Below are 18,673 nucleotides of genomic sequence, written 5' to 3' on the forward strand. Positions count from 1 at the left end.
GTGTTCTGGCGGCGCGGGAGAGGTGTCAGGCCGCGCGGCGCCGGGCGAACAGCACGTTCGCACCGGCGATGACGAGGCCGCCGACGAAGATCAGCGTTCCCATGACGTTGACCTGCGGGGGCACGCCGGTACGGCTGGCGCTGTACACCCACAGCGGGAAGGTGACCGTCCGGCCGGCGTTGAAGCTGGTGATGATGTAGTCGTCGATGGACAGGGCGAAGCACAGCAGGGCGCCGGAGGCCACACCGGGCAGCAGCGCGGGCAGGGTGACCAGCCGGAACGCCGTCCACGGCCCGGCTCCGAGGTCCCGGGCGGCCTCCTCCAGCGTCGGGTCGTGACCCGCCATGCGGGCCCGTACGGTGATGGCGACGTACGGGATGCAGAAGGCCACGTGCGCGATGACGATGGTCCAGTAGCCGCGCGGCACGCCGAGGACGATGAACAGCGACAGCAGGGCGGCGCCCAGGGCGATCTCGGGGGCCGCGATGGCGGCGAACAGCAGCAGGTCCACGGAGCCGCGCCCGCGGAAGCGGTGGCGGCCCAGGGCCAGGCCGATCGGCGTGCCCAGCAGGGTGGCGACCACCGTGACGACCAGCGCGACGGTGAGGCTGTTGACCAGCGCCGAGGTCAGGTTGGGGAGGGCGAACAGGTGCCGGTACCAGGTGAGGGTGAAGCCCTGCCAGGTGAAGTTCACCTTGCTGTGGGTGTCGTTGAAGCCGAACAGGACCATGACGGCGATCGGCAGCAGCAGCCAGGCCAGTACCAGCCAGGTATACAGGGTGAGCGTGGGACGGCGGCGCGGGCGTCGGCCGGTGCGCGGCCGGGGCGCCGTGACGGCGTCCTCGGCGCGGGTGACGGTGCCGGTGGTCATCGCGCGGCCACCTCCAGCACGTCGTCGGTGCCCAGGGCGCGGGCGTAGGCGAACACGGCCAGCAGCAGGGCGCCCATGAGGACGAAGGACAGGGCGGCGGCGGCCGGGTAGTCGAGGTTGGTGAAGTACTCGGTCTGGATGATGTTCCCGATCATGGTGGTCGAGGGGCCGCCGAGGATGCCGGCGTTGACGTAGTCGGCGGAGGCGGGCACGAAGGTCAGCAGGACGCCCGCGAAGACTCCGGGCAGGGAGAGCGGCAGCACCACGCGCCGGAAGGTCTGCGCCCGGGACGCGTACAGGTCGGTGGAGGCCTCGATCACCTTGGCGTCCACCCGCTCCAGGGCCACGTACACGGGCAGCACCATGAACGGCAGGAAGTTGTAGGTCAGTCCGCCGATCACCGCGTACGGGGTGGCCAGGACGTGGAAGCCGGCGGGCAGCAGCCCCAGGTGCTTGAGCGGGCCGAGCAGGACGCCGTTGTCGGCGAGCACCACGTTCCAGGACTGGGTGCGGATGACGAAGGAGACGAAGAACGGCAACAGGAGCAGGAAGAGGAAGACCGACTTGTGCCGGCCGGCCCGGAAGGCGATCCAGTAGGCCACCGGGTAGCCCACCAGCGCGCAGCCGACGGTTGCCGCGGCGCCGTAGAGGAGGGAGCGGACCAGTTGCACGTGGTAGGTCTGCACCACGTGGGCGTAGGTGGCGAAGTGGAAGGTCTGGCGGAAGCCGTCGATGAAGTCGCCGGTTTGCAGGGACAGCGACACCATGACGATCACCGGCGTCACGAAGAAGGCGGCCAGCCACAGCCAGCCCGGCAGCACCATCAGATACGGGGCCAGCACCGCGCCGGGGCGCCGCCGGCGGCGCGTCAGGACTGGTAGATCGGTTCGAACAGGGCGTTCCACTGCTTCTCCTCCGTTTCGTCGAGCACCCGCAGGTGGCGCAGCTTGGCTTCGTCGGCCTTGGTCGGGAAGACCAGGGGGCTGGTGCTCAGGGAGCGGAGCAGGGACCGGCGCTTGCCGTCGGCGGCGTCCGCGTCGCGCGCGATCAGCGGCTGGGCGTCCGGGACGGGGCAGACGAACTGCACCGTCTCACTGATCTTCGCGGCGACCTCGGGCCGGTAGGCGTAGTCCATGTACGTCAGGGCGTCGACGGGGTGGGCGGCCGTCGAGGGGATGCACAGGTTGTCGGTCCACAGCAGTCCGCCCTCTTCGGGAATGACGAACTCCAGCCGGGAGCCGCTCCGGTTGGCCTGGAAGACATCGCCGGAGTACACCAACGAGGCGTACAGGTCGCCGCGTTGGAGCGAGGACTGGTAGGTGCTGGTGCTGTAGGAGCGGACCAGGCCGGCGTCGCGCTGCTCGCGCAGCCAGGCGGCGGCCTTGCGCCAGTCGGCGTGCGTGGAGGTCTCCGGGTCGACGCCGACGGCCAGCAGGGCGATGTTGCCCAGTTGCACCGCGTCGTTCCACATGCCGACCTTGCCGCGCAGCTTCGGGTCGAGCAGGTCCTGCCAACTGGTGATCTTCCGGCCGACCTTGTCCGGGTCGTAGCCGATGCCGGTCATGCCGGACTGCCAGGGCACGGTGTAGACGTTGCCGCGGTCGAAGGAGGAGTTCTTGAACGCGGCACCGCCGTACTGGGCGAAGTGGGGCAGGCGGCTGTGGTCGAGCGGGGCGAGGTAGCCGAGTTCGATGTACTTGGGCAGGTAGCTGTCGCCGCCCAGCACCATCAGGTCGTAGCCGATGCCCTGTCCCGAGGCGAACTCCGGCTGGATCTTGCCGAACCAGGAGGCGCTGTCGTCGATCACCTCGTCGTAGGAGACCTTGATGCCGGTCTCGCGGGTGAACGCCTCCAGGGTGGGGTGCCGGCTCTGGTCGCCGGGGTCGGTGTCGATGTACTGGGTGTAGTTGGCGAAGCTGAGCCGGCCCTTCTTCTTCCGTCCGGTCCAGAAGTCGCCGACGGCGGCGGCGATCTCGGCGGCCGTGCCGGGCACGGGCTTGCGGGCGCCGGGCACGCTGCACGCGGCGAGCGGGGCCAGGGCGGCGGCGCCGAGGGCGGCACGCAGCAGACCGCGCCGGGAACAGCGGCGCTCGGTCAGTCCGCGCAGCCAGGGCGCGGGAGGTGTGGGCTGGAGGGGCATCGTGGTCGACCTGTCGTCAGCTCGGGGTGAGGGAACCGGAGTCGGGGACCGCGCGGTCGGCGGTGGTGGACGTGGCCGGTGCGGCGGGCGTGGTGCCGAGCGGGTAGGAGTGGGCGGTGGCCCAGGACAGCCAGACGGTGTCGCCGCGGGCCGGCACGACGGAGGCGGTGCCGTCGTTGGGCTGGAAGACGGTCATCTCCGCGCCGGTGCTCGTGGCCACGGTGTAGCTGGTGGAGGTGCCCAGGTAGACCACCTCGCTGACGGTGCCCCTAAGGCGGCTCGCGTCCCCGGCCGGGCCGGTGGTCAGGGTGATCTTCTCGGGCCGTACGGTGAGCTGGACGTCCGATCCGGCGGCGGACTGCGGGACGGTGATGCGCTGTCCGTCGCCGAGGTCGATCACCCCGCCCTCCGGTCCGGCGGTGGTCAGACGGCCGCTGATCAGGTTCGAGGTGCCGATGAAGCCGGCGACGAACGCGGTGGCGGGGCGCTCGTACACCTCCTGCGGGCAGGCGACCTGCTCGATCAAGCCGCCGTTCATCACCGCGATCCGGTCCGACATGGTCAGCGCCTCGGCCTGGTCGTGCGTGACGTAGATGAAGGTGATGCCCACCTCGCGCTGGATGCGCTTGAGCTCCAGTTGCATGGACTGCCGCAGCTTCAGGTCGAGCGCGCCCAGTGGTTCGTCGAGGAGCAGGGCACGCGGTCGGTTGACCAGGGCACGCGCCAGGGCCACGCGTTGCTGCTGGCCACCGGAGAGCTGCCGGGGGCGGTGGTCGGCCTTCTCGGCGAGCTCGACGGTGCGCAGGATGCGGTCGACCCGGTCGTGGATCTCGTCCTTGGGGACACGCCGGCGGCGCAGCCCGAACGCCACGTTGTCGGCGACGCTCAGGTGCGGGAAGAGCGCGTAGGACTGGAACACCATGTTGATGTCCCGCTTGTTGGCCGGGACGCCGACCATGTTCCGGCCGTGCAGCAGGATCTGCCCGCCGCTGGGCTCCTCGAAGCCGGCGATCATCCGCAAGGTGGTGGTCTTGCCGCAGCCGGACGGCCCCAGCAGGGAGAAGAACTCCCCTTCGGCGATGGTGAGGTTCACCCCTCGCACCGCCGCTCCGCCGCGGACGCCGCCGAAGTCCTTGACCACGTCGACGAGGGTGATGGCCGGATCTGCGCCGACCGGTGGCGGCGAAAGGGTGTCGGTTGCCATCGCGGAGACCTCCGGAGTTCGGATAGGGGAGAGCGGGCGGCCGTCGGGCAGGGCGCATGGACGGCCGTCCGGGGGAGGGCAGGAGGATGCGTTCTGACGGGCAGGATTGATAACGTTACCAACGCGCTCGTACCTTACCCACGCCCCGAGGCCCCGCGTCAATGGTTGAATGGCGGTGAATCCCACCGTCCCGTTCCCCGGCGTTCGCCGGCCCGACACGAAGAGATCCGCACATGTCCCCTGAATCGCGGCCGAGGCGTCGCGTGACCATCCCGGACGTCGCCCGGCACGCCGGTGTGGGACAGGCGACGGCCGCACGCGTCCTAGGCGGGTACGGATCGGCGAGCGCGGCCACCCGGGAGCGGGTGCTCGCCGCCGCCGCCGAGCTGGGCTACAGCACCAACGCCGTGGCCCGCAGCATGATCAGCGGCCGGACCGACACTCTCGGAGTGGTCGTCGCGGACGTGGAGAACGCCTACTTCGCCCGGGCGGTGCGTGGCATCGCCGACGTCGCGGCCAAGGCGGGGTTGCAGGCCATCCTCGCCAACAGCGACGAGGACAGCGAGAAGGAGAAGGCCGCGGTCCAGCTGTTCATCGAGCGGCGCGTCGACGGGCTCGTGGTGGCGCCGGCCGCCATCGACGACGAGCACCTCGCCCGGGCCGTCTCCGCCGGCATCCCGGTGGTGCTGCTGGACCGTGTGCTGACCGGGGCCGCCCTGGACACCGTGGTCGTCGACAACCGGGGGGCGGTGAAGGCGGCGGTGACCCGGTTCACCGAGGCGGGACACACCCGGATCGCGGTGATCACCTCGGCCATGCCGGGCGACGACGGCACCCGTCTGGCGCCGGGCGCGGACATCTGGACGACCACGGAACGTGTCGCCGGCTACCGCCAGGCCCTGCGAGCGGCCGGCATCCCGCGCTCCGCGGAGCTGATCCGGCACACCGGGTACGAGCGGGCCTGGGCGCGGTCGGCGGTACTGGAGCTGATGACCTCGCGCGACCGCCCCACCGCCCTGTTCACCACCGACAACGTGGCGACGCTCGGCACCCTCGACGCCCTGCTCGACCTCGACGCCCGCATCCCCGACGACGTCTCGGTGATCGGCTTCGACGACGCGGAGTGGACCACGCTCATCCGGCCGCGGCTGAGCGTGGTCAGCCAGCCCGTGCAGGAACTGGGCGGCCTGGCCGCGGACATCCTGATCCGCCGCATCAACGGAGCCGCCGCCCGTCCCCGCCGGCACACCCTGAACACGACGTACATCGCCCGTGAGTCGACCGGCCCGGTACCCGCTCGGGCGCGACGGCTGCGGGCGCCGGCGGAGTGTCCCTGATCTCGAATACGACGCTTGCGGGCGGCCCGGTACCCGCTCGGGCGCGACGGCTGCGGGCGCCGGCGGAGTGTCCCTGATCGCGGACCGGGCCACGCGTACGGAGTCGAGCCCCCGGAGGCCGGCGCCGCCACCTCGCCTGTCCAAGCCTGCACAGCCGCGGATGGAGGGGGCTCCGGCGCGCAGGTGGCGCCGGGGCGCGGGCACCACCCGCTCCTTAGCGTCAGCCCCTACGACCGCCCCGGCGGGCGGACCCCCTGCTCGCCGCACGCGACGCAGTGAGAACCCAGCGCCACCTCGCGCGCGACGCCGAGGGCAGGCATCCTCACCGCAGGGAGACCGGTCCGCCGAGCCTCGCCGTGGACAGCCCTCTGGGCCGGAAGCTTCCTTCGACGCCGCCGTAGCGACCCCGCACCCGCCCGTCCGAGACGTGGCCGGCGTCTGTTCCCTGTGCCTCATTCCCCATGGTCGGATCCGCCTTCCGCTCGCTGCACCTGGTCTCCGAAAGAGGCGGGAGGCCGCGAGGCCAGGAACGCCGGTGAGGTGGGAAGGCTGAGAGGGAACTCGTGCGCGGTGGCCACGGCCACGGTGCCGGCGGTGATCTCGAAGTCGAAGCAGTGCCCTCCCTTCTGCTTCGCCTGGTCGATGAAGTGGAGGTGGTGACCCGGCACCGACACTCCGCCTTCGTATTCCGGTGTCACGAACCCCACGAGGGTGCCGTCGATGTCCTGGAAGGCGGCGACGGCCCGACCCTCGGCCGCTTCGACCAACGGCGGGTACGGGCGATGCTGTTCGGCCACCGTTCTGGTGCGGACGCTGCCGACGTGGCCGTCGACGCGCACGGCGCGGATCAGGTTGCCGCTGGGTGCGAGTTCGTCGACGACCGATTCCACGTCGTGTCTCGTCATGGGTGCGGTCAGGTGGCGCGTCGCGTCGGGACGGAAGAAGGTCACCGCGGCGAACGGAGTGCGATCGGCAACCCCGCCCCCGGAACCTTCCCAACTCCTACCCCTACGCGCACCCGCGGAACTTCTTCGACATCACCACCGGCGCCGCCGACGGCTTCGCCGCGGTACCCGGATACGACGCCCCCACCGGCATCGGCACCCCGAACGGCGTCGCCGGACTGAGCGACCCCTCGGACGGGGGGTACGGCGCCGCCTGATCGAGACATCGAGCCGGGAAGAACGGTGAGCGGGGTCGATGGTTCGCACGCGCGTGCTTGACGCACGTCCTAGAACGCCGTCGACGACTCACACGCCGAATCGGAAATGGGATACGTCTTCCCGTTGGTGTAGTAGCTTCCGCTCACCAGCGTGCACCACTTCTGGTTCCCGGAGCGGTTCGGCGCGGCTGCGGTGTCGGAGATGTGCGGCGCTGCGATCACGCCGGTCTCCGTGTCCCCCTCGAAGGCGCCGTCCGCCGTGATCGTCACCGTGATCTCCACGTCAGCCCACGGCGAGCAATAGGCATGGCCTGTCGCATAGACCGTGCCGTTCTTGTAGAACGGTGTGGCGGCCTGGGCGTAGCAGGAGGTCGCTGCCGCGTTCGAGGTGCCTGCGTGCGCGACACCAGTGGCAACTGAACCCGTGAGGGCCGCAGCGCACAGCAGTCCTGTGGCTACCTTGGTTTTCATGGATTCTCCTGTCTCAGTCGGAAAGAGGCTGTGTGCCAGGTGCCCATGGGTGACCAGGCTGCGCTCAGCGCGCCCCGGCATCGTTCCGGCCGGGGCGGCGCCTGGGCGCAGGTTCGGGGGAGCGGGAGGCTAACAGCGCTGGGTCACCGGGCTGTTGGGGCCGCCGTAGCTCTGCTCGATATAGCCGGGCACCCCGGTCGTGGTGTCGGTGATACGCCACCAGCTCGTCTCCAGCGGCCCGCGGGTGAAGCAGTACACGGTGACCTTGTGACCGATGTACCCGAGCCCGTTCACGTTCGCGTCGAGGTCCGGCTTGTTGTGGATCCTCACGCCGTCCACGTAGAAACGGCCGGACACCGCGCTCAACTTGGCGGAGACGGCCGGCGCACCGCTCGACGCGTCCGACTCGACTTCCGCCGACGCAGTGCCGGTGAGGGCGAGGCCCAGGACAAGCGACGCTCCGAGCACGCCGATGGCATTCTTGCGCATGTGATGTCCTTTCAGAGTCTGGTGCGGGTGAATCTCGTTGCCGAAGAGGGCAGACGCGTTCCTCGTTGCTTACGCGGCTGCTCACGGGGGTACGTCGACGCACTCCGCGACTAGCAGCTGGTTATGTAGCCCGGGGGAACCGACACTTTGTCGACCCTGATGTACGAGCTGTAAATCCACCCGAATGTGGTGTAGTACCAGAGATTTCCCGCAGTGTTCGTGTACTTGCAGTAGATCTCCACTCCGCTGTTGAGGGACCGATGGTCGGTGACCCTGCACTCGGCCGCGGGGCCGGTGTGAACGGCTGCGCGGTCCTTGATGATGGTGCCCTCCGCGTGGACCACGTCGGGTCCTTCCCAGCCGCAGTTCGCCTGTACGGCACGCAGTGGCGACGCCGCCGGAGCCGACTGTGCGGCCTGCGCGGGTGCGACGGAGATCCCCAGGGCCAGAACGGCACCTGCGGCACCTACGACTGAATACGTCCAACTCGATTTCATGCTCCGCCTTTCTCGGGTCTGCCGCCTTTCGCGGATCGCCAGGCCGGCCCCGCCCGGGCAAGCGGCCACGACTTCCCCCCTGGACCGGGCCTCGCGCCGTCCTCTGCGCGGGGCCGGCCGGCGACAACAGCCCGAAGCGTCTCAATGGCGGTAGGCAGGATCAACCCGGTAAGGTGTTCGCGAATCTTCGGAACGTTGCTCACCAGCGTTCCGAACATGGCCGAACACTGCACCTGATTGACGAGTTCGGCTGAACCTCGTGCCCGTGCCGGCCGCTACCGTGGAGTGATGCCACAAGGACGAGAGAGGAACCGGGGCGAGGTGCCGCCAGACGTACCGCAACCGGAGCAGGCCGGCACTCCGGAGGAGTTCACAGCAGCGTTGCGCGCGTTGCGGATCTGGAGCGGGTTGACCTACCGCCAACTGGAGGGAAAATCCACGGCTTCCGGGGACGCCATGCCCGCCAGCACGATCGCCACCACCCTCGGCCGCAACACGCTGCCCCGCGAGCCGTTCGTCGCGGTGTACACCCGCGCCTGCGGGCTCGATGAAGCCGACGTCGAGCGATGGCTGGACGCTCGCCGACGCCTCGCCCTGGGCCAGGGGAGACCCGTCCCCCACAGCGGCGCTACCCCGTCCGACACGGACCTGGACGCGGCGACGGACCCCGCGGATGGCCCCGAAAATCCGTATCCGGGTCGCCGGCGTCACCTGTTGCACCTGCTCGCGGCGGCATTGATCGGCGCAGGAGCAGCGCTGGGCGGGCACGCGCTGCTGACAGGCCTCGGTGGAAAACACGAAACGGCGCGCGCGACACATCCGGTGCAGGGATTGTCCATTCTGGCCGTGGGCAGTTGGGCGCACATTCACCCCGCCCGCACACCACACCTCTGCCTCACCGAGGGAAGAGACCGGACGCACCGCTACTCCACGGCCGTCGCAGCACAATTACCGTGCGCGAAAGCCGGCCAACCGCGCACCTACATAGAACCTCTCGGTGACAACGTCGTGCAGATCCAATGGCATCACCCGAAGTACGGCATCGGGTGTCTCACCCTTCTACGCGACGGCCCGGGCCGCGATCTGATCGAACCCCGGGACGACTGTGCCGACGACGACCCCGCACAACAGTTCCGTGTCGAACAGATCGGCCCACCGGGCGCAGCCCATTTCCGTCTGCGCTCCGTCGCCACCCGGCAATGCCTTTCGCTCCGCGACCAGGACACCGAAGAGGGCACGGAAATCGTCCAGGGCCGCTGCTCCGGTGCGCGCGACCAGGAATTCCTCATCGCCCTCGTGCCACCCTCATGAGCGCTGGTCGGCAGCCCGTGGTCTGGGAGTTACGGGGGTGAGTGAACGCGAGCCGTGCCCCGGCGACCTACCGGAGGAGCCGCAGGTTCATCGAGGAGGAGAGCGGAGGAAGGCGCATCACCTACGCGACACAACGTGTCGCCCTGCCAGGCGCCGGCCGCGACGACAGCGCGGCCGAGCGGCGAACCCTCCCGCCATTCACCGTGGCCGACCTCGATGTCGAGGTGCGGCCCGAGTCGAAGGAGCCATCCGTCGTCCACGGGATCGACGATCACCGTGGCTCCGTCGGGCAGGGCCGAACCCTCGGCGGAGGCGTCGAGTCTCGCCCTGACGGAACGCTCGGGGCCCCCGACCCCGGCACCGGTGCCCATGACAGCCGTCGCAGCCGATCGGCGAGGATCTCGTCGTCCGGGGTGCTTGCCGCGTCCTCCACGCCGGGCAGCAGACACTCCCCTATCGCGTCGAGCGCTGCCTGTGCCCGTGTATGGCCGCCGGTCACGGCGAGACCACGCATTGCCGGCCGAACGAGCCGTCACCGTGGTAACCGTGACGCGACATCCAGAACTGGTAACCGTAGCCGCGAAGGTAGTCGGCATCTCCCGATCCGTCTTGAGTCGCAGGGTATCGGTGTGCCGCCTGGTCGCGAGCTCCACCCATGCGCACGGGACGAGCCGGCGGTTGCCCCGCATGCCTTCGCGTAGGAGCAACTCCCCGAAGGCGGCGACAGCCTCGGTCGTGAGGTGCAGTCCGTGGAATCCGAAGGCGGCACCGCTCGCCACACGGTCCCATTCGGCGTGATCGACGCCCATGGGCTCGAAGAGGCGCTCGTCGAGCAGTTCCGGGAGGCCGCGCCCCCGTGACCCTTTCCACCATCCGGGCCAGAATGAAGGTGGTGGGATGGTCATAGGTGTGCCGCGTTCCCTCGGCATGGGGAAACGGTACGCGCAGGAAGCCTTTCACCAGGTCGCCCGGCTCCCGTCGCCAGGCCTCGGCAAGGCTGTCGGTGCGGTGTCCGGGCCGTCATGGACAGCGGGTGGTGAACGGTGAGGCGGCGTCCCTGCTCCGAGACGTCGTCCGGAACGTGGTCGGGCAGCACGTCCACCACCCGATCGTCCAGTGAGAGCAGCCCGTCGGCGATCGCGAGCCCCACGGCGACCGAGGTGAACGAGTTGGTCAGCGAGTAGAGAAGGTGCGGGCGTTCGGCCGAGACGAAGTTCCATGGCCGGATGCTCAGCGAAGCGGCGCGCGACGTCGACGCCCACCCTGCCCGCGCGGCATCCCACGTTCCGTCATCGCCCGCGTCCGCCATGTCGCTCACCGCGCAGGGCGGAACCGCCGGCGAGCAGGATGCCCAGCGCCGCGTAGTCCGATCCGGGGCGATGGGCGGGCATGAACACCTCCAGCCGGTCCCCTTGGGTGCGGTAGCCCGCCTTCGTCGCGCGGGCCGAAAGGGCCCCGCTGCCGATGTGCTCCGCCAGCCCCCGTACATCGAGCCGGACACCGCTGCCCGGACCGGCGGAGACGAGGGTGATCCGGGACCAGGGCATCGCCCCGGGGAAGGGGGCGAGCGTCAGCCCCTCATCGGTGAAGGTCAAGGCGCCCCACTGGAAGGCGCCGCCCGCGCCGAGCTCGTCCAGATGACGTTGCGCGAGGGCCGCGGCGACGGCTTGCGTCGCGGTCGTGACGAAGCGTTCACCGGTGTCGGGGGTGGCCCTCGAAAACATCCGCCAGAAGCCCGACTCCTCGCGGACCTTGACGTAGTCCAGGCCCCTGACACGGATCCGGCCGCCCGCGTACGGACGGATCACGGTCTTGAGCACGTCGTGCGAGTGCGCCAGGTTGATATGGACGGACACCCGGGTCGACTCGACGGACGCGATCTCCTGCCACGTGTACCGCAGCGTGCGGCGCCCGGGCCGGCGCAGCTCGAAGCCGTGCTCGTACTCACGGATCCGGATCCGGGTGTGCCGGGCGCAGAGGGCGACGCACACCACGCCCGCCCCGAGTACCGCCCAGAACGCGAGGCGGAACGAGGACTCCTCGTCGTAGTGGTCACCGGCGAGGGTGCACAACACGATGAACGAGATGACGAGCGGAACCAGCAGAGTCAGCGGCCTGCGGGGGAAGGTCCCCTGATAGGTCCACACCCGCTCTCCCAACTGTATGGCCCGCTCCCGCCCTGCCACCGCGCCTGCCGACAACGCACACCTCACATGATCGTCCGATACCGCGTCGCCGAGTCTGCGGCGGGCGGGCGCGCGGGGAAACGGGAGAACTACTCAATTCCTGTGCGGCTACGGTCGGTGCCGTGCCGTGCCGGTGCCGCCGCCGTGCGTCCGTAAGATGGCCGCTCATGGAAAGGGGGCCGGCCATGGGGGCGTTCGTCGGCCTCGGCGTCGAACTGACGTCGCTGATCGGGCGGCGGACGGAGACGGCCCGGATCGCACGGCTGCTCTCCCACGCGCGTCTGGTCACGCTCAGCGGGGTCGGCGGCGTGGGCAAGACCCGGCTGGCGCTGCGCGTGGCGGCGGACGCAGCGCGCTCCGCCTTCCCCGACGGCGTGTACGTCGCCGAACTCGCCGCCCTGCGGGACCCCGAGCAGCTCGCACCGAGCGTCCTCGGCACTCTCGACGTGGCCAACCCGGGGCGCTCCGGCGCCGACGCGACGGCCGCCCTCGTCGCCCGGCTCTGCGAGCGCCGCGCCCTGCTGGTCCTGGACAACTGCGAGCACCTGGTCGACGCGTGCGCCCGCCTGATCGACGCGCTGCTGCGGGCCGCGCCCGGGCTGCGCGTCCTGGCGACCAGCCGGCAGCCGCTCGGTATCGCGGGCGAACAGGTCTTCCCCGTGGAGCCGTTGCCGGTGCCGGACGCGGACCAGGGGCACGGCGTACGCGCCCTGAGCGACAATCCGGCCGTCGCGCTGTTCGCCGACCGGGCCGCCGCCGTGCTGCCCGGCTTCACCGTGACCGAGTCCGATGCCGCTGCCGTCGCCGAGCTCGTACGCCGTCTGGACGGGCTGCCCTTCGCGATCGAGCTGGCCGCGGCCCGCATCCGGAGCCTGACGCCGCACGAGATCCTGGAGCGGCTCACGGACCGGTTCGCGCTGCTGACCGGGGGCAGCCGCGTCGCCGCCGACCGGCAGCGCACCCTGCGCGCGCTGATCGACTGGAGCCACGAACTGTGCACGGAGCGCGAACGGCTGCTGTGGGCGCGGGCCTCGGTGTTCCGCGGCGGCTTCGACCTGGAGAGCCTCGAACGGGTCTGCGCGGACGCCGAACTGCCGCCCGCCGCCCTGCTCGACACCCTCGACGCGCTCGTGGTCAAGTCGCTCGTCAACTGCCGCCATGAGCGCGGGCGTGCGCGCTACCACATGCTGGAGACGGTACGGGAGTACGGGCACGAGCGGCTGGCCGCGTCCGGCTCGGTCGACGCGATCCGCTGCCGCCACCGGGACCGGTACGCCGAACTGACCGCACGGGCCGGGCAGGAGTGGTTCGGTCCCCGGCAGGTCGACTGGTTCACGCGGCTGCGCCTGGACCACCCGAACCTCCGTGCCGCCCTGGAGTTCTGCCTGGAGCGGCCCGGACAGGCACGGGCCGGTCTGGCCCTGGCCGTGTCGCCCCGGCACTACTGGATCACCGCCGGTCTGCTGTCCGAGGGCCGCCGCCGGCTCTCGCAGCTGCTCGCCGCCGACCACGCGCAGGACCACGGCGACGACACGGCCGGCCCGGACGCCGCCGTCCGCGTACGGGCCCGGGTCACCGACACGTATCTGGGCATGCTGCAAGGCGATCCGGAGGCCGATGTGCGGCGCGCGCTCGCCACGTGTGAGGCGGCGGCACGGCGCGGCGGCCACCGGCGGGAGTCGGCGTGGGTCTGGCACCACCACGGGATCCTCGCCATCTGGAACGAGGACTTCGCCGGCGCCGCCGAGCTGTTCGCGCGGGCGCGCGCCGAGTTCCGCGCGCAGGGCTGCTTGGACGCGGCCCTCGAATGCCGGGTCAAGTTCGCCATCGCGCACGCCTACGGAGGTGACGTCGCCGCGGCCGACGAGGCGTGCGACGAGGTCGAGGCGGCTGCCCGCGCGCACGACGAGTCATGGCTGCACGGCATGGCCCTGCTCGCCCGCGCCCTGCTGGCCCGGCGCGCGGACGCACCCGTCGACGCGATCGCGAACGCCAGGGCGGCCATCGCCCGGCTGCGCCCGTTCCAGGACTGGTGGGACGTGGCCATGTGCGTGGAGGTCATCGCGTGGAGCACCCAGGACGCCCCGCGGCGCGCGGCCCGGCTCCTGGGCGTGCTGCACATGTTGTGGGAGTCGGTGGGCGGGCGACTCGGCTCGGCACCGTTCATGCGCGCACAGCACGTGCGTTTCGAGGCCGCGGTACGGGAGGCGCTGCCCGCCGCCGCCTTCGACCGGGAGTTCCGCCGCGGCGCGCGCGCCACCGTGGACGAGGCGATGGCCTACGTACTGGACGACGCCGCCGGGGTGCCGGGGCTGACGCGGCGCGAGAGCCAGGTCGCGGAGCTGGTCGCCGAGGGCCTCACCAACAAGGACATCGCGGCGCGCCTGACGATCGCCCAGCGCACCGCGGAGAACCACGTCGAACGCATCCTCGGCAAGCTGGGGTTCACCTCGCGCACGCAGCTGGCGGTATGGGCGTACGAGCGGCGCACCGAACCCGCGGGGAGCTGACGGTATCCTCACGCCCCACAGGGCGGGCACCGGCTGGTGCGAGACGGCGCCCCCAGCAGGACCGTCCGCCGGTGACGCGGCTACCCGCGTCCGGGCAGCGGGTGCGGATCACCCCCCGGTCGGTGACGTGGGGCCTGGACGGGGGACGCACACCCCATGCACGGGTGCGGTAGATCGCGTCGGCGGCCGTCTCCTCCCCGGTGGGTGACCGCGGCAGGGAGCTGCTCGGCCGGCGAGCGGCCTGGCCGGCACGAAGTCACCGGGCCACCGAACGAACAACCCGGCGGACGTTCCCGGCCCCCGGTGACACACCAGCACGTCTCACCCGGGTGGGCCCGACTCAGGGGCGGCCGTCGTGGGGAGGCACTCCACATGTCTGTGATCTTCTTCGACGTCGGGGCGACCCTGGCGGATGCCCGTGTGGAACCCGACGGTTCTCTGACACTGCGCCCCCGACCGCGCGTCATGGCCGTGCTCGACACACTCCACGACGTACGCACCGGCATCATCTCCGACCCCGGACCGGGCGCCGGTGCCGCGTCACGCGCCGCGGCGGCGCTGCACGAGACGTTCCCCGGCCGGTTCACGGACGAGGCACTCGTGCACTGGGGAGCGAAGGACGGTCGAGGGATCTTCGACCGGGCGGTCGCCGGCGCGGGGGAGGCCACGGCCGGCGACTGTGTCTTCGTGGGCGACGACGCCCGGGAGCGCGCGTTCGCCCGCGAGGCGGGGATGCGCACGGCGGCCGACCCGGTGTTCGCGCGCGCCGTGACGGAGCACCGCCCAGTGCACCGGGCGTGGGTCGAGGTGCCGGACGGCCGCGGCCTGCCCGAGCTGACCACAGCCGTGAACGACACGGAGGCCGTTGTCGAGCGGAGCGTCTCCGAACGGCTCGTGCTCGCGATGGTGACCACGCGGGGCGCCGAAGCGCTCGAACGTGCCGGCTTCCCGGTGGACCTGCAAGAACCGGTGGACGGCGCACCGATGGACGACGCCGAGCGCCGGGCGTCCGAGAAGTTCATCAGTGATCTGCTGGCGCGGGGCGAGGCGGTGTACGAGGGCGAGGAGCCCACGCCGCGAACGACGCACATCGTCCGGAGCGAGGACGACGGACGGCTCACCGTCCGTCGTCTGCGCTTCCGCTGACCAGGCGGACACTCAGTCGAAGCACCGCCGGACCAGGGCGAGACCCTCACCGGTCGTGCTCCGGATGACCTCGTGGGTCTTCAGCCGGGAGGGGCTGTCGTCGACGAGCGCCGCGGCGGTCCGGTGCTCCTCGGGCACGTGGACCCGGCCCCGCCGGAAGAGGTCCTCAAGGTACGACGTGGCGACCTGCTCGGGGTCGGCGGGCCGCACCGAGCCGCCTGCGGGGTCGGAGCTCGCGATGCCGAAACGTCGTTCCTGCGCCGGGGCGGACAGGGTGAGGGGCTGGGTGACGCCGTACGACGTCCCGTGCACCGTGACGGCCGTCAGCCCCTCCTCCTCGCTGCCGCCCGGCGTAGCCTCCGCGATCCCGGCGCCCCGGCGAGCCACCTCCGGCTCGGTGATGGCCGTGGCGGCCTCCAGGGAGAGGATGCCGTGGCGGATGAACGCCGAGCGCAGGGGCGAGCCGTATCTGCCGCCGTTGCGGCGCTGGTCCGCGGCGATCATGTGACCCGCGACCTGCGCGTAGTAGGCGGACACCACGGGCGCGGCCACGACGGCGTCCACCAGCAGCTGTCCGGCGATCTCGGCCGCCTTCGCCAGGCCGGCCTGGTCCTGTAGGTCCTGCTGGCGGAAGATCCCCGCGAGGATCTTCAGGAACGCGCCGCTGAACACACGGGAGAACGAGTGCGGCTCGCTGCACAGCGTGTTCGCGGGCCCGCTGGGCGGCAGATGCACCGGGTCGCGGTAGAAGAAGCTGTTCGCCATGTTGCGCAGGCAGTCCGGGTCGACCGCGTTCGGGTGACCCTGCCGGATCGCGGCGCCCAGTTGCTCGGCCATCCTCGACACCCGTGAGGACAGCTCCAGGTCGCTCTGCGTCTCGGCCAGTACCGCGATCCTCAGCGGTTCCAGCCGGAGCGAGGTCAGCAGTGCGCTGATGTCGCCGAAGGCTTCGTGCAGGGCGGCCGTCTCCGCGCTCGCGGCGTTGAACAGCTGGGGGCGCAGGGCGTCGAGGACCGCGTGCCCCGTCTCGTGCGCGACGACCTCGGGGCTCTCACAGGCGGCGACGGTGACCCCTGCCACCGTGCTGCGGAAGAACCACAGGCCCTTGCGGTCGTAGAAGGCGTTGAGGTCGACTCCCGCGTCGAGGTGCGCGGTGAGGGCGCGGCCGGCCGTCGGGTGCCACTGGGTTCCGGTGGGAACCAGCGGCCCCCAGGTCTGGGTGGCCCTGCTGAGGGCATCGGCCGCCACCCAGTAGCGGAACGCCTCGGTGCCCGGCCCGGCACCGTCCGGTTGCGGCGCGGCGTCCGCGATGGCCGTCGGGAACGGCTGTGTGTCGAGCTGGGGAACGGGATGCGGTACGGGCATGTTGACCCGGGGAGGGAATCCCGGGTCGTCCTCGTACACCAGAACCGTAGGAGTCGCTGTCTGTTGCTGCACCGTCATGGTGGCTCCCTGAGAGGGGAGAGGTTGCAGGTGATGGAAGTTGACGGGGAAACCTTTGCCAGGAGCCCGTCCTGTTCAGTACGAGGCCGCGGCAGCCCGGCGTCAATTCGAACAAGGCGGGTGGGTCCCTCCGGTCGGTGGGCCGTGACGGCCGGACAGGCGGTTCTCCACGGCCGATGGCCGGTGCGCACTGCCTGAGGACCGGGTGCATGAGGTGACGGCCGGACGAGTGACGGAGCCGGCGTGAGCCGCTTACGGCCACGAGGTGATCGTTCGCCCTGACCCGCTCCACGGCAGGAGCGGCCTTGCCGGGCCGACGCCGCCGCCTCCAGATGTCCGGTGGCCTGCTCCTCGCACTGCTTCCTCAGGAGCCGGATCGCCTCATGGCCATCGAGTCATATCGCGTCCCTTCGATGGACACGACAGGACTCCATTCGGGATCTTGCGCTGGGGCGCGAGTCGGCTCGGCGAACCACCCCGAGGTGACTGCCTCCTGGCCTCGCGCTTTCTCCATCCTCGATGCCTCGGTGGCGACGCCGAACACGCCGCCGCACGCACCCGCCACCTCTGACCCTCCCGGACCACCCCGACACACTTGCAGGGAGAACCGCACTGCGCGGAGCCGTCCTCTACGGGCCCGGCGACGTCCGCGTCGAAGAACGCGATCTTCCGTGCGACCGGGGCGGCCCGGTGGCCGTCTTCTGCGAAGACAGCATCGTTGCAGGTCAGACCCGGGGATAGAGCCACCGGGCCGGCGATGACCGATCACACTACGTCGGCCGCCGCGAAGAAATGCGCTCAGTCCTCGCGTAGGGCCCGCCGGGCGACCGCCGGGCCGGACCGTCGAAACGGCGGCGCCGCCGGCGGACCGGAGGCACCCGTCGAGTAGCCGCACCAACTGGAGGCGTGAGAGGACGGGATCAGTGTGAGACTGGGCATGGAAGGGGTGATCCCCGTGCCGGACCCACCAGACGCGCCCTCCGATCCCGACCCCGCGGTAGAGGAGAGCCTGCTGGAACAGCTGATCACGGAGGCGCAAACGGCCCTGCCGGTCGAACTGCCTGCCCTGGCCGATCGATGCGCCTCAGCCCTCGGCCTGGGCACCGCGCTGATCTACCTCGCGGACCTGCAACAACGTCTGCTCATCCCACTCGACGAGGCCCTGGAACCGCTCCCGGTGGACCGCTGGTCGGCCGGCTGGGCTTACCGCACGCTCTCCCCGCGGGTGGTCGATGCCGATGACGGCTTGATCGTCTGGATGCCTCTGCTCGACGGTGCGGAGCGGCTCGGTGTGCTCGCGGTGCGCGCCACCTCGCTCGACGGGGTGCTGATGCGCCGCGCCCGGATGCTGGCCCACCTGTTCGCCATGATCATTTCCTCCAAGCGTGCCTACAGTGACTGGCTCGCTGCCCGCACCCGTACCGCACCCATGGGGTTGCCCGCCGAGATGGTGCGAGCCTTCCTGCCGCCGCGCACCATCGGCAGCAGCAGGTGCGTCTCGACCGCGGTCCTGGAACCGGCGTACGACATCGCGGGCGACGCCTTCGACCACTCGGTGGTCAAGAACGTGCTGCACACGATGATCCTCGACGGCATGGGCCACGATCTGATCGCCGGCCTGACCACGTCGGTCGCCATGGCGGCGGCGCGCAACACCCGCCGGGGCGGCGGCGACTTGACCGACATCGTCGGCTCCGTCGACCAGGCGCTCGCCCAGTGGCTACCCGATCACTTCTGCACCGGTGTGCTGTGCCGGCTCGACACCGAGACGGGGGTGCTGCACTGGGTCAACTGCGGTCATCCTCCACCGCTGCTGATCCGTGACGAGCGGGTGCTCGCCGGAGCGCTCGACAGTCCCCCGCAGCCGCCGCTCGGCCTCGCCGGCCCACTCGCCCCGGCAGCCCGG

At 70.9% G+C, this 18,673-nt stretch carries 14 protein-coding genes and 1 pseudogene; 5 read left to right on the forward strand and 10 right to left on the reverse strand.

Annotated elements, in window-relative coordinates:
* Positions 1 to 25: 25 nt before the first annotated feature.
* From IE294_RS30210 to IE294_RS30225, 4 genes are read right to left on the reverse strand one after another with little or no spacing between them, the layout of a single operon-like run.
* On the reverse strand, positions 26 to 871 hold the full coding sequence (locus tag IE294_RS30210) for an ABC transporter permease (protein WP_189891295.1): 846 nt from the start codon (positions 869 to 871) through the stop codon (positions 26 to 28).
* The gene (locus tag IE294_RS30215; protein WP_373315866.1) at positions 868 to 1,713 is read right to left on the reverse strand and encodes an ABC transporter permease; all 846 of its coding nucleotides are present in this window, start codon (positions 1,711 to 1,713) and stop codon (positions 868 to 870) included. Before IE294_RS30215 ends, IE294_RS30210 begins: the two co-directional genes overlap by 4 nt.
* Positions 1,714 to 1,739: 26 nt before the next feature.
* Positions 1,740 to 3,011 (reverse strand): polyamine ABC transporter substrate-binding protein, encoded by a 1,272-nt coding sequence (locus IE294_RS30220; protein WP_189891296.1) that lies wholly within the window; start codon positions 3,009 to 3,011, stop codon positions 1,740 to 1,742.
* Between the two features lie 16 nt (positions 3,012 to 3,027).
* Positions 3,028 to 4,215 carry an ABC transporter ATP-binding protein gene (locus IE294_RS30225; protein WP_229917419.1) on the reverse strand — a complete coding sequence of 396 codons (1,188 nt, stop codon included), beginning with the start codon at positions 4,213 to 4,215 and terminating at the stop codon, positions 3,028 to 3,030.
* 263 nt (positions 4,216 to 4,478) lie between these two features.
* Here IE294_RS30225 and IE294_RS30230 point away from each other — a divergent pair, with 263 nt between their 5' ends.
* Positions 4,479 to 5,552, forward strand: a complete 1,074-nt coding sequence (locus IE294_RS30230) for a LacI family DNA-binding transcriptional regulator (protein ID WP_189891298.1) — start codon at positions 4,479 to 4,481, stop codon at positions 5,550 to 5,552.
* Positions 5,553 to 6,004: 452 nt separating this feature from the next.
* Here IE294_RS30230 and IE294_RS30235 read toward each other — a convergent pair.
* The 3 genes and pseudogenes from IE294_RS30235 to IE294_RS30245 all read right to left on the reverse strand — a co-directional run.
* Positions 6,005 to 6,511: pseudogene (locus IE294_RS30235) on the reverse strand (acetolactate decarboxylase); the annotation flags it as partial.
* Between the two features lie 272 nt (positions 6,512 to 6,783).
* Positions 6,784 to 7,185 (reverse strand): hypothetical protein, encoded by a 402-nt coding sequence (locus IE294_RS30240; protein WP_189891300.1) that lies wholly within the window; start codon positions 7,183 to 7,185, stop codon positions 6,784 to 6,786.
* Positions 7,186 to 7,314: 129 nt separating this feature from the next.
* Positions 7,315 to 7,674 carry a hypothetical protein gene (locus IE294_RS30245; protein WP_189891302.1) on the reverse strand — a complete coding sequence of 120 codons (360 nt, stop codon included), beginning with the start codon at positions 7,672 to 7,674 and terminating at the stop codon, positions 7,315 to 7,317.
* An 818-nt stretch (positions 7,675 to 8,492) separates the two neighbouring features.
* Here IE294_RS30245 and IE294_RS30250 point away from each other — a divergent pair.
* Positions 8,493 to 9,482: an XRE family transcriptional regulator gene (locus IE294_RS30250; RefSeq protein ID WP_229917421.1), complete on the forward strand. Its 990-nt coding sequence runs from the start codon at positions 8,493 to 8,495 to the stop codon at positions 9,480 to 9,482.
* 901 nt (positions 9,483 to 10,383) lie between these two features.
* On the opposite strand, the gene IE294_RS47935 is transcribed toward IE294_RS30250, so the two are convergent.
* Complete coding sequence (locus IE294_RS47935) at positions 10,384 to 10,791, reverse strand: serine hydrolase (RefSeq protein ID WP_229917426.1); 408 nt, start codon at positions 10,789 to 10,791, stop codon at positions 10,384 to 10,386.
* The gene (locus IE294_RS30260; RefSeq protein WP_229917422.1) at positions 10,772 to 11,629 is read right to left on the reverse strand and encodes a hypothetical protein; all 858 of its coding nucleotides are present in this window, start codon (positions 11,627 to 11,629) and stop codon (positions 10,772 to 10,774) included. The genes IE294_RS47935 and IE294_RS30260 overlap by 20 nt, the downstream gene beginning before the upstream one ends.
* 206 nt (positions 11,630 to 11,835) lie before the next feature.
* On the opposite strand from IE294_RS30260, the gene IE294_RS30265 reads away from it, so the two are divergent.
* Together IE294_RS30265 and IE294_RS30270 are read left to right on the forward strand one after the other, a co-directional pair.
* Complete coding sequence (locus IE294_RS30265) at positions 11,836 to 14,178, forward strand: ATP-binding protein (RefSeq protein ID WP_229917423.1); 2,343 nt, start codon at positions 11,836 to 11,838, stop codon at positions 14,176 to 14,178.
* A 372-nt stretch (positions 14,179 to 14,550) separates the two neighbouring features.
* Positions 14,551 to 15,324, forward strand: coding sequence for an HAD family hydrolase (locus IE294_RS30270; protein WP_189891306.1), 774 nt, complete (start codon positions 14,551 to 14,553; stop codon positions 15,322 to 15,324).
* A gap of 12 nt (positions 15,325 to 15,336) precedes the next feature.
* On the opposite strand, the gene IE294_RS30275 is transcribed toward IE294_RS30270, so the two are convergent.
* On the reverse strand, positions 15,337 to 16,767 hold the full coding sequence (locus tag IE294_RS30275; RefSeq protein WP_189891308.1) for a gluzincin family metallopeptidase: 1,431 nt from the start codon (positions 16,765 to 16,767) through the stop codon (positions 15,337 to 15,339).
* 937 nt (positions 16,768 to 17,704) lie between these two features.
* On the opposite strand from IE294_RS30275, the gene IE294_RS30280 reads away from it, so the two are divergent.
* Positions 17,705 to 18,673: PP2C family protein-serine/threonine phosphatase (locus IE294_RS30280; RefSeq protein ID WP_189891340.1), on the forward strand; the 969-nt coding region annotated here is incomplete at its 3' end.

It is taken from the genome of Streptomyces canarius, assembly GCF_014650735.1.
In the GTDB taxonomy this organism is placed as follows: domain Bacteria; phylum Actinomycetota; class Actinomycetes; order Streptomycetales; family Streptomycetaceae; genus Streptomyces; species Streptomyces olivaceoviridis.

Bases quoted from the DNA above. Each gene is read 5' to 3' on its own strand.
- IE294_RS47935 (WP_229917426.1), bottom strand. From the start codon at position 10,791: ATGGCGGACGCGGGCGATGACGGAACGTGGGATGCCGCGCGGGCAGGG.
- IE294_RS30220 (WP_189891296.1), bottom strand. From the start codon at position 3,011: ATGCCCCTCCAGCCCACACCTCCCGCGCCCTGGCTGCGCGGACTGACC.
- IE294_RS30275 (WP_189891308.1), bottom strand. From the start codon at position 16,767: ATGACGGTGCAGCAACAGACAGCGACTCCTACGGTTCTGGTGTACGAG.
- IE294_RS30270 (WP_189891306.1), top strand. From the start codon at position 14,551: ATGTCTGTGATCTTCTTCGACGTCGGGGCGACCCTGGCGGATGCCCGT.
- IE294_RS30225 (WP_229917419.1), bottom strand. From the start codon at position 4,215: ATGGCAACCGACACCCTTTCGCCGCCACCGGTCGGCGCAGATCCGGCC.
- IE294_RS30240 (WP_189891300.1), bottom strand. From the start codon at position 7,185: ATGAAAACCAAGGTAGCCACAGGACTGCTGTGCGCTGCGGCCCTCACG.
- IE294_RS30245 (WP_189891302.1), bottom strand. From the start codon at position 7,674: ATGCGCAAGAATGCCATCGGCGTGCTCGGAGCGTCGCTTGTCCTGGGC.
- IE294_RS30210 (WP_189891295.1), bottom strand. From the start codon at position 871: ATGACCACCGGCACCGTCACCCGCGCCGAGGACGCCGTCACGGCGCCC.
- IE294_RS30265 (WP_229917423.1), top strand. From the start codon at position 11,836: ATGGAAAGGGGGCCGGCCATGGGGGCGTTCGTCGGCCTCGGCGTCGAA.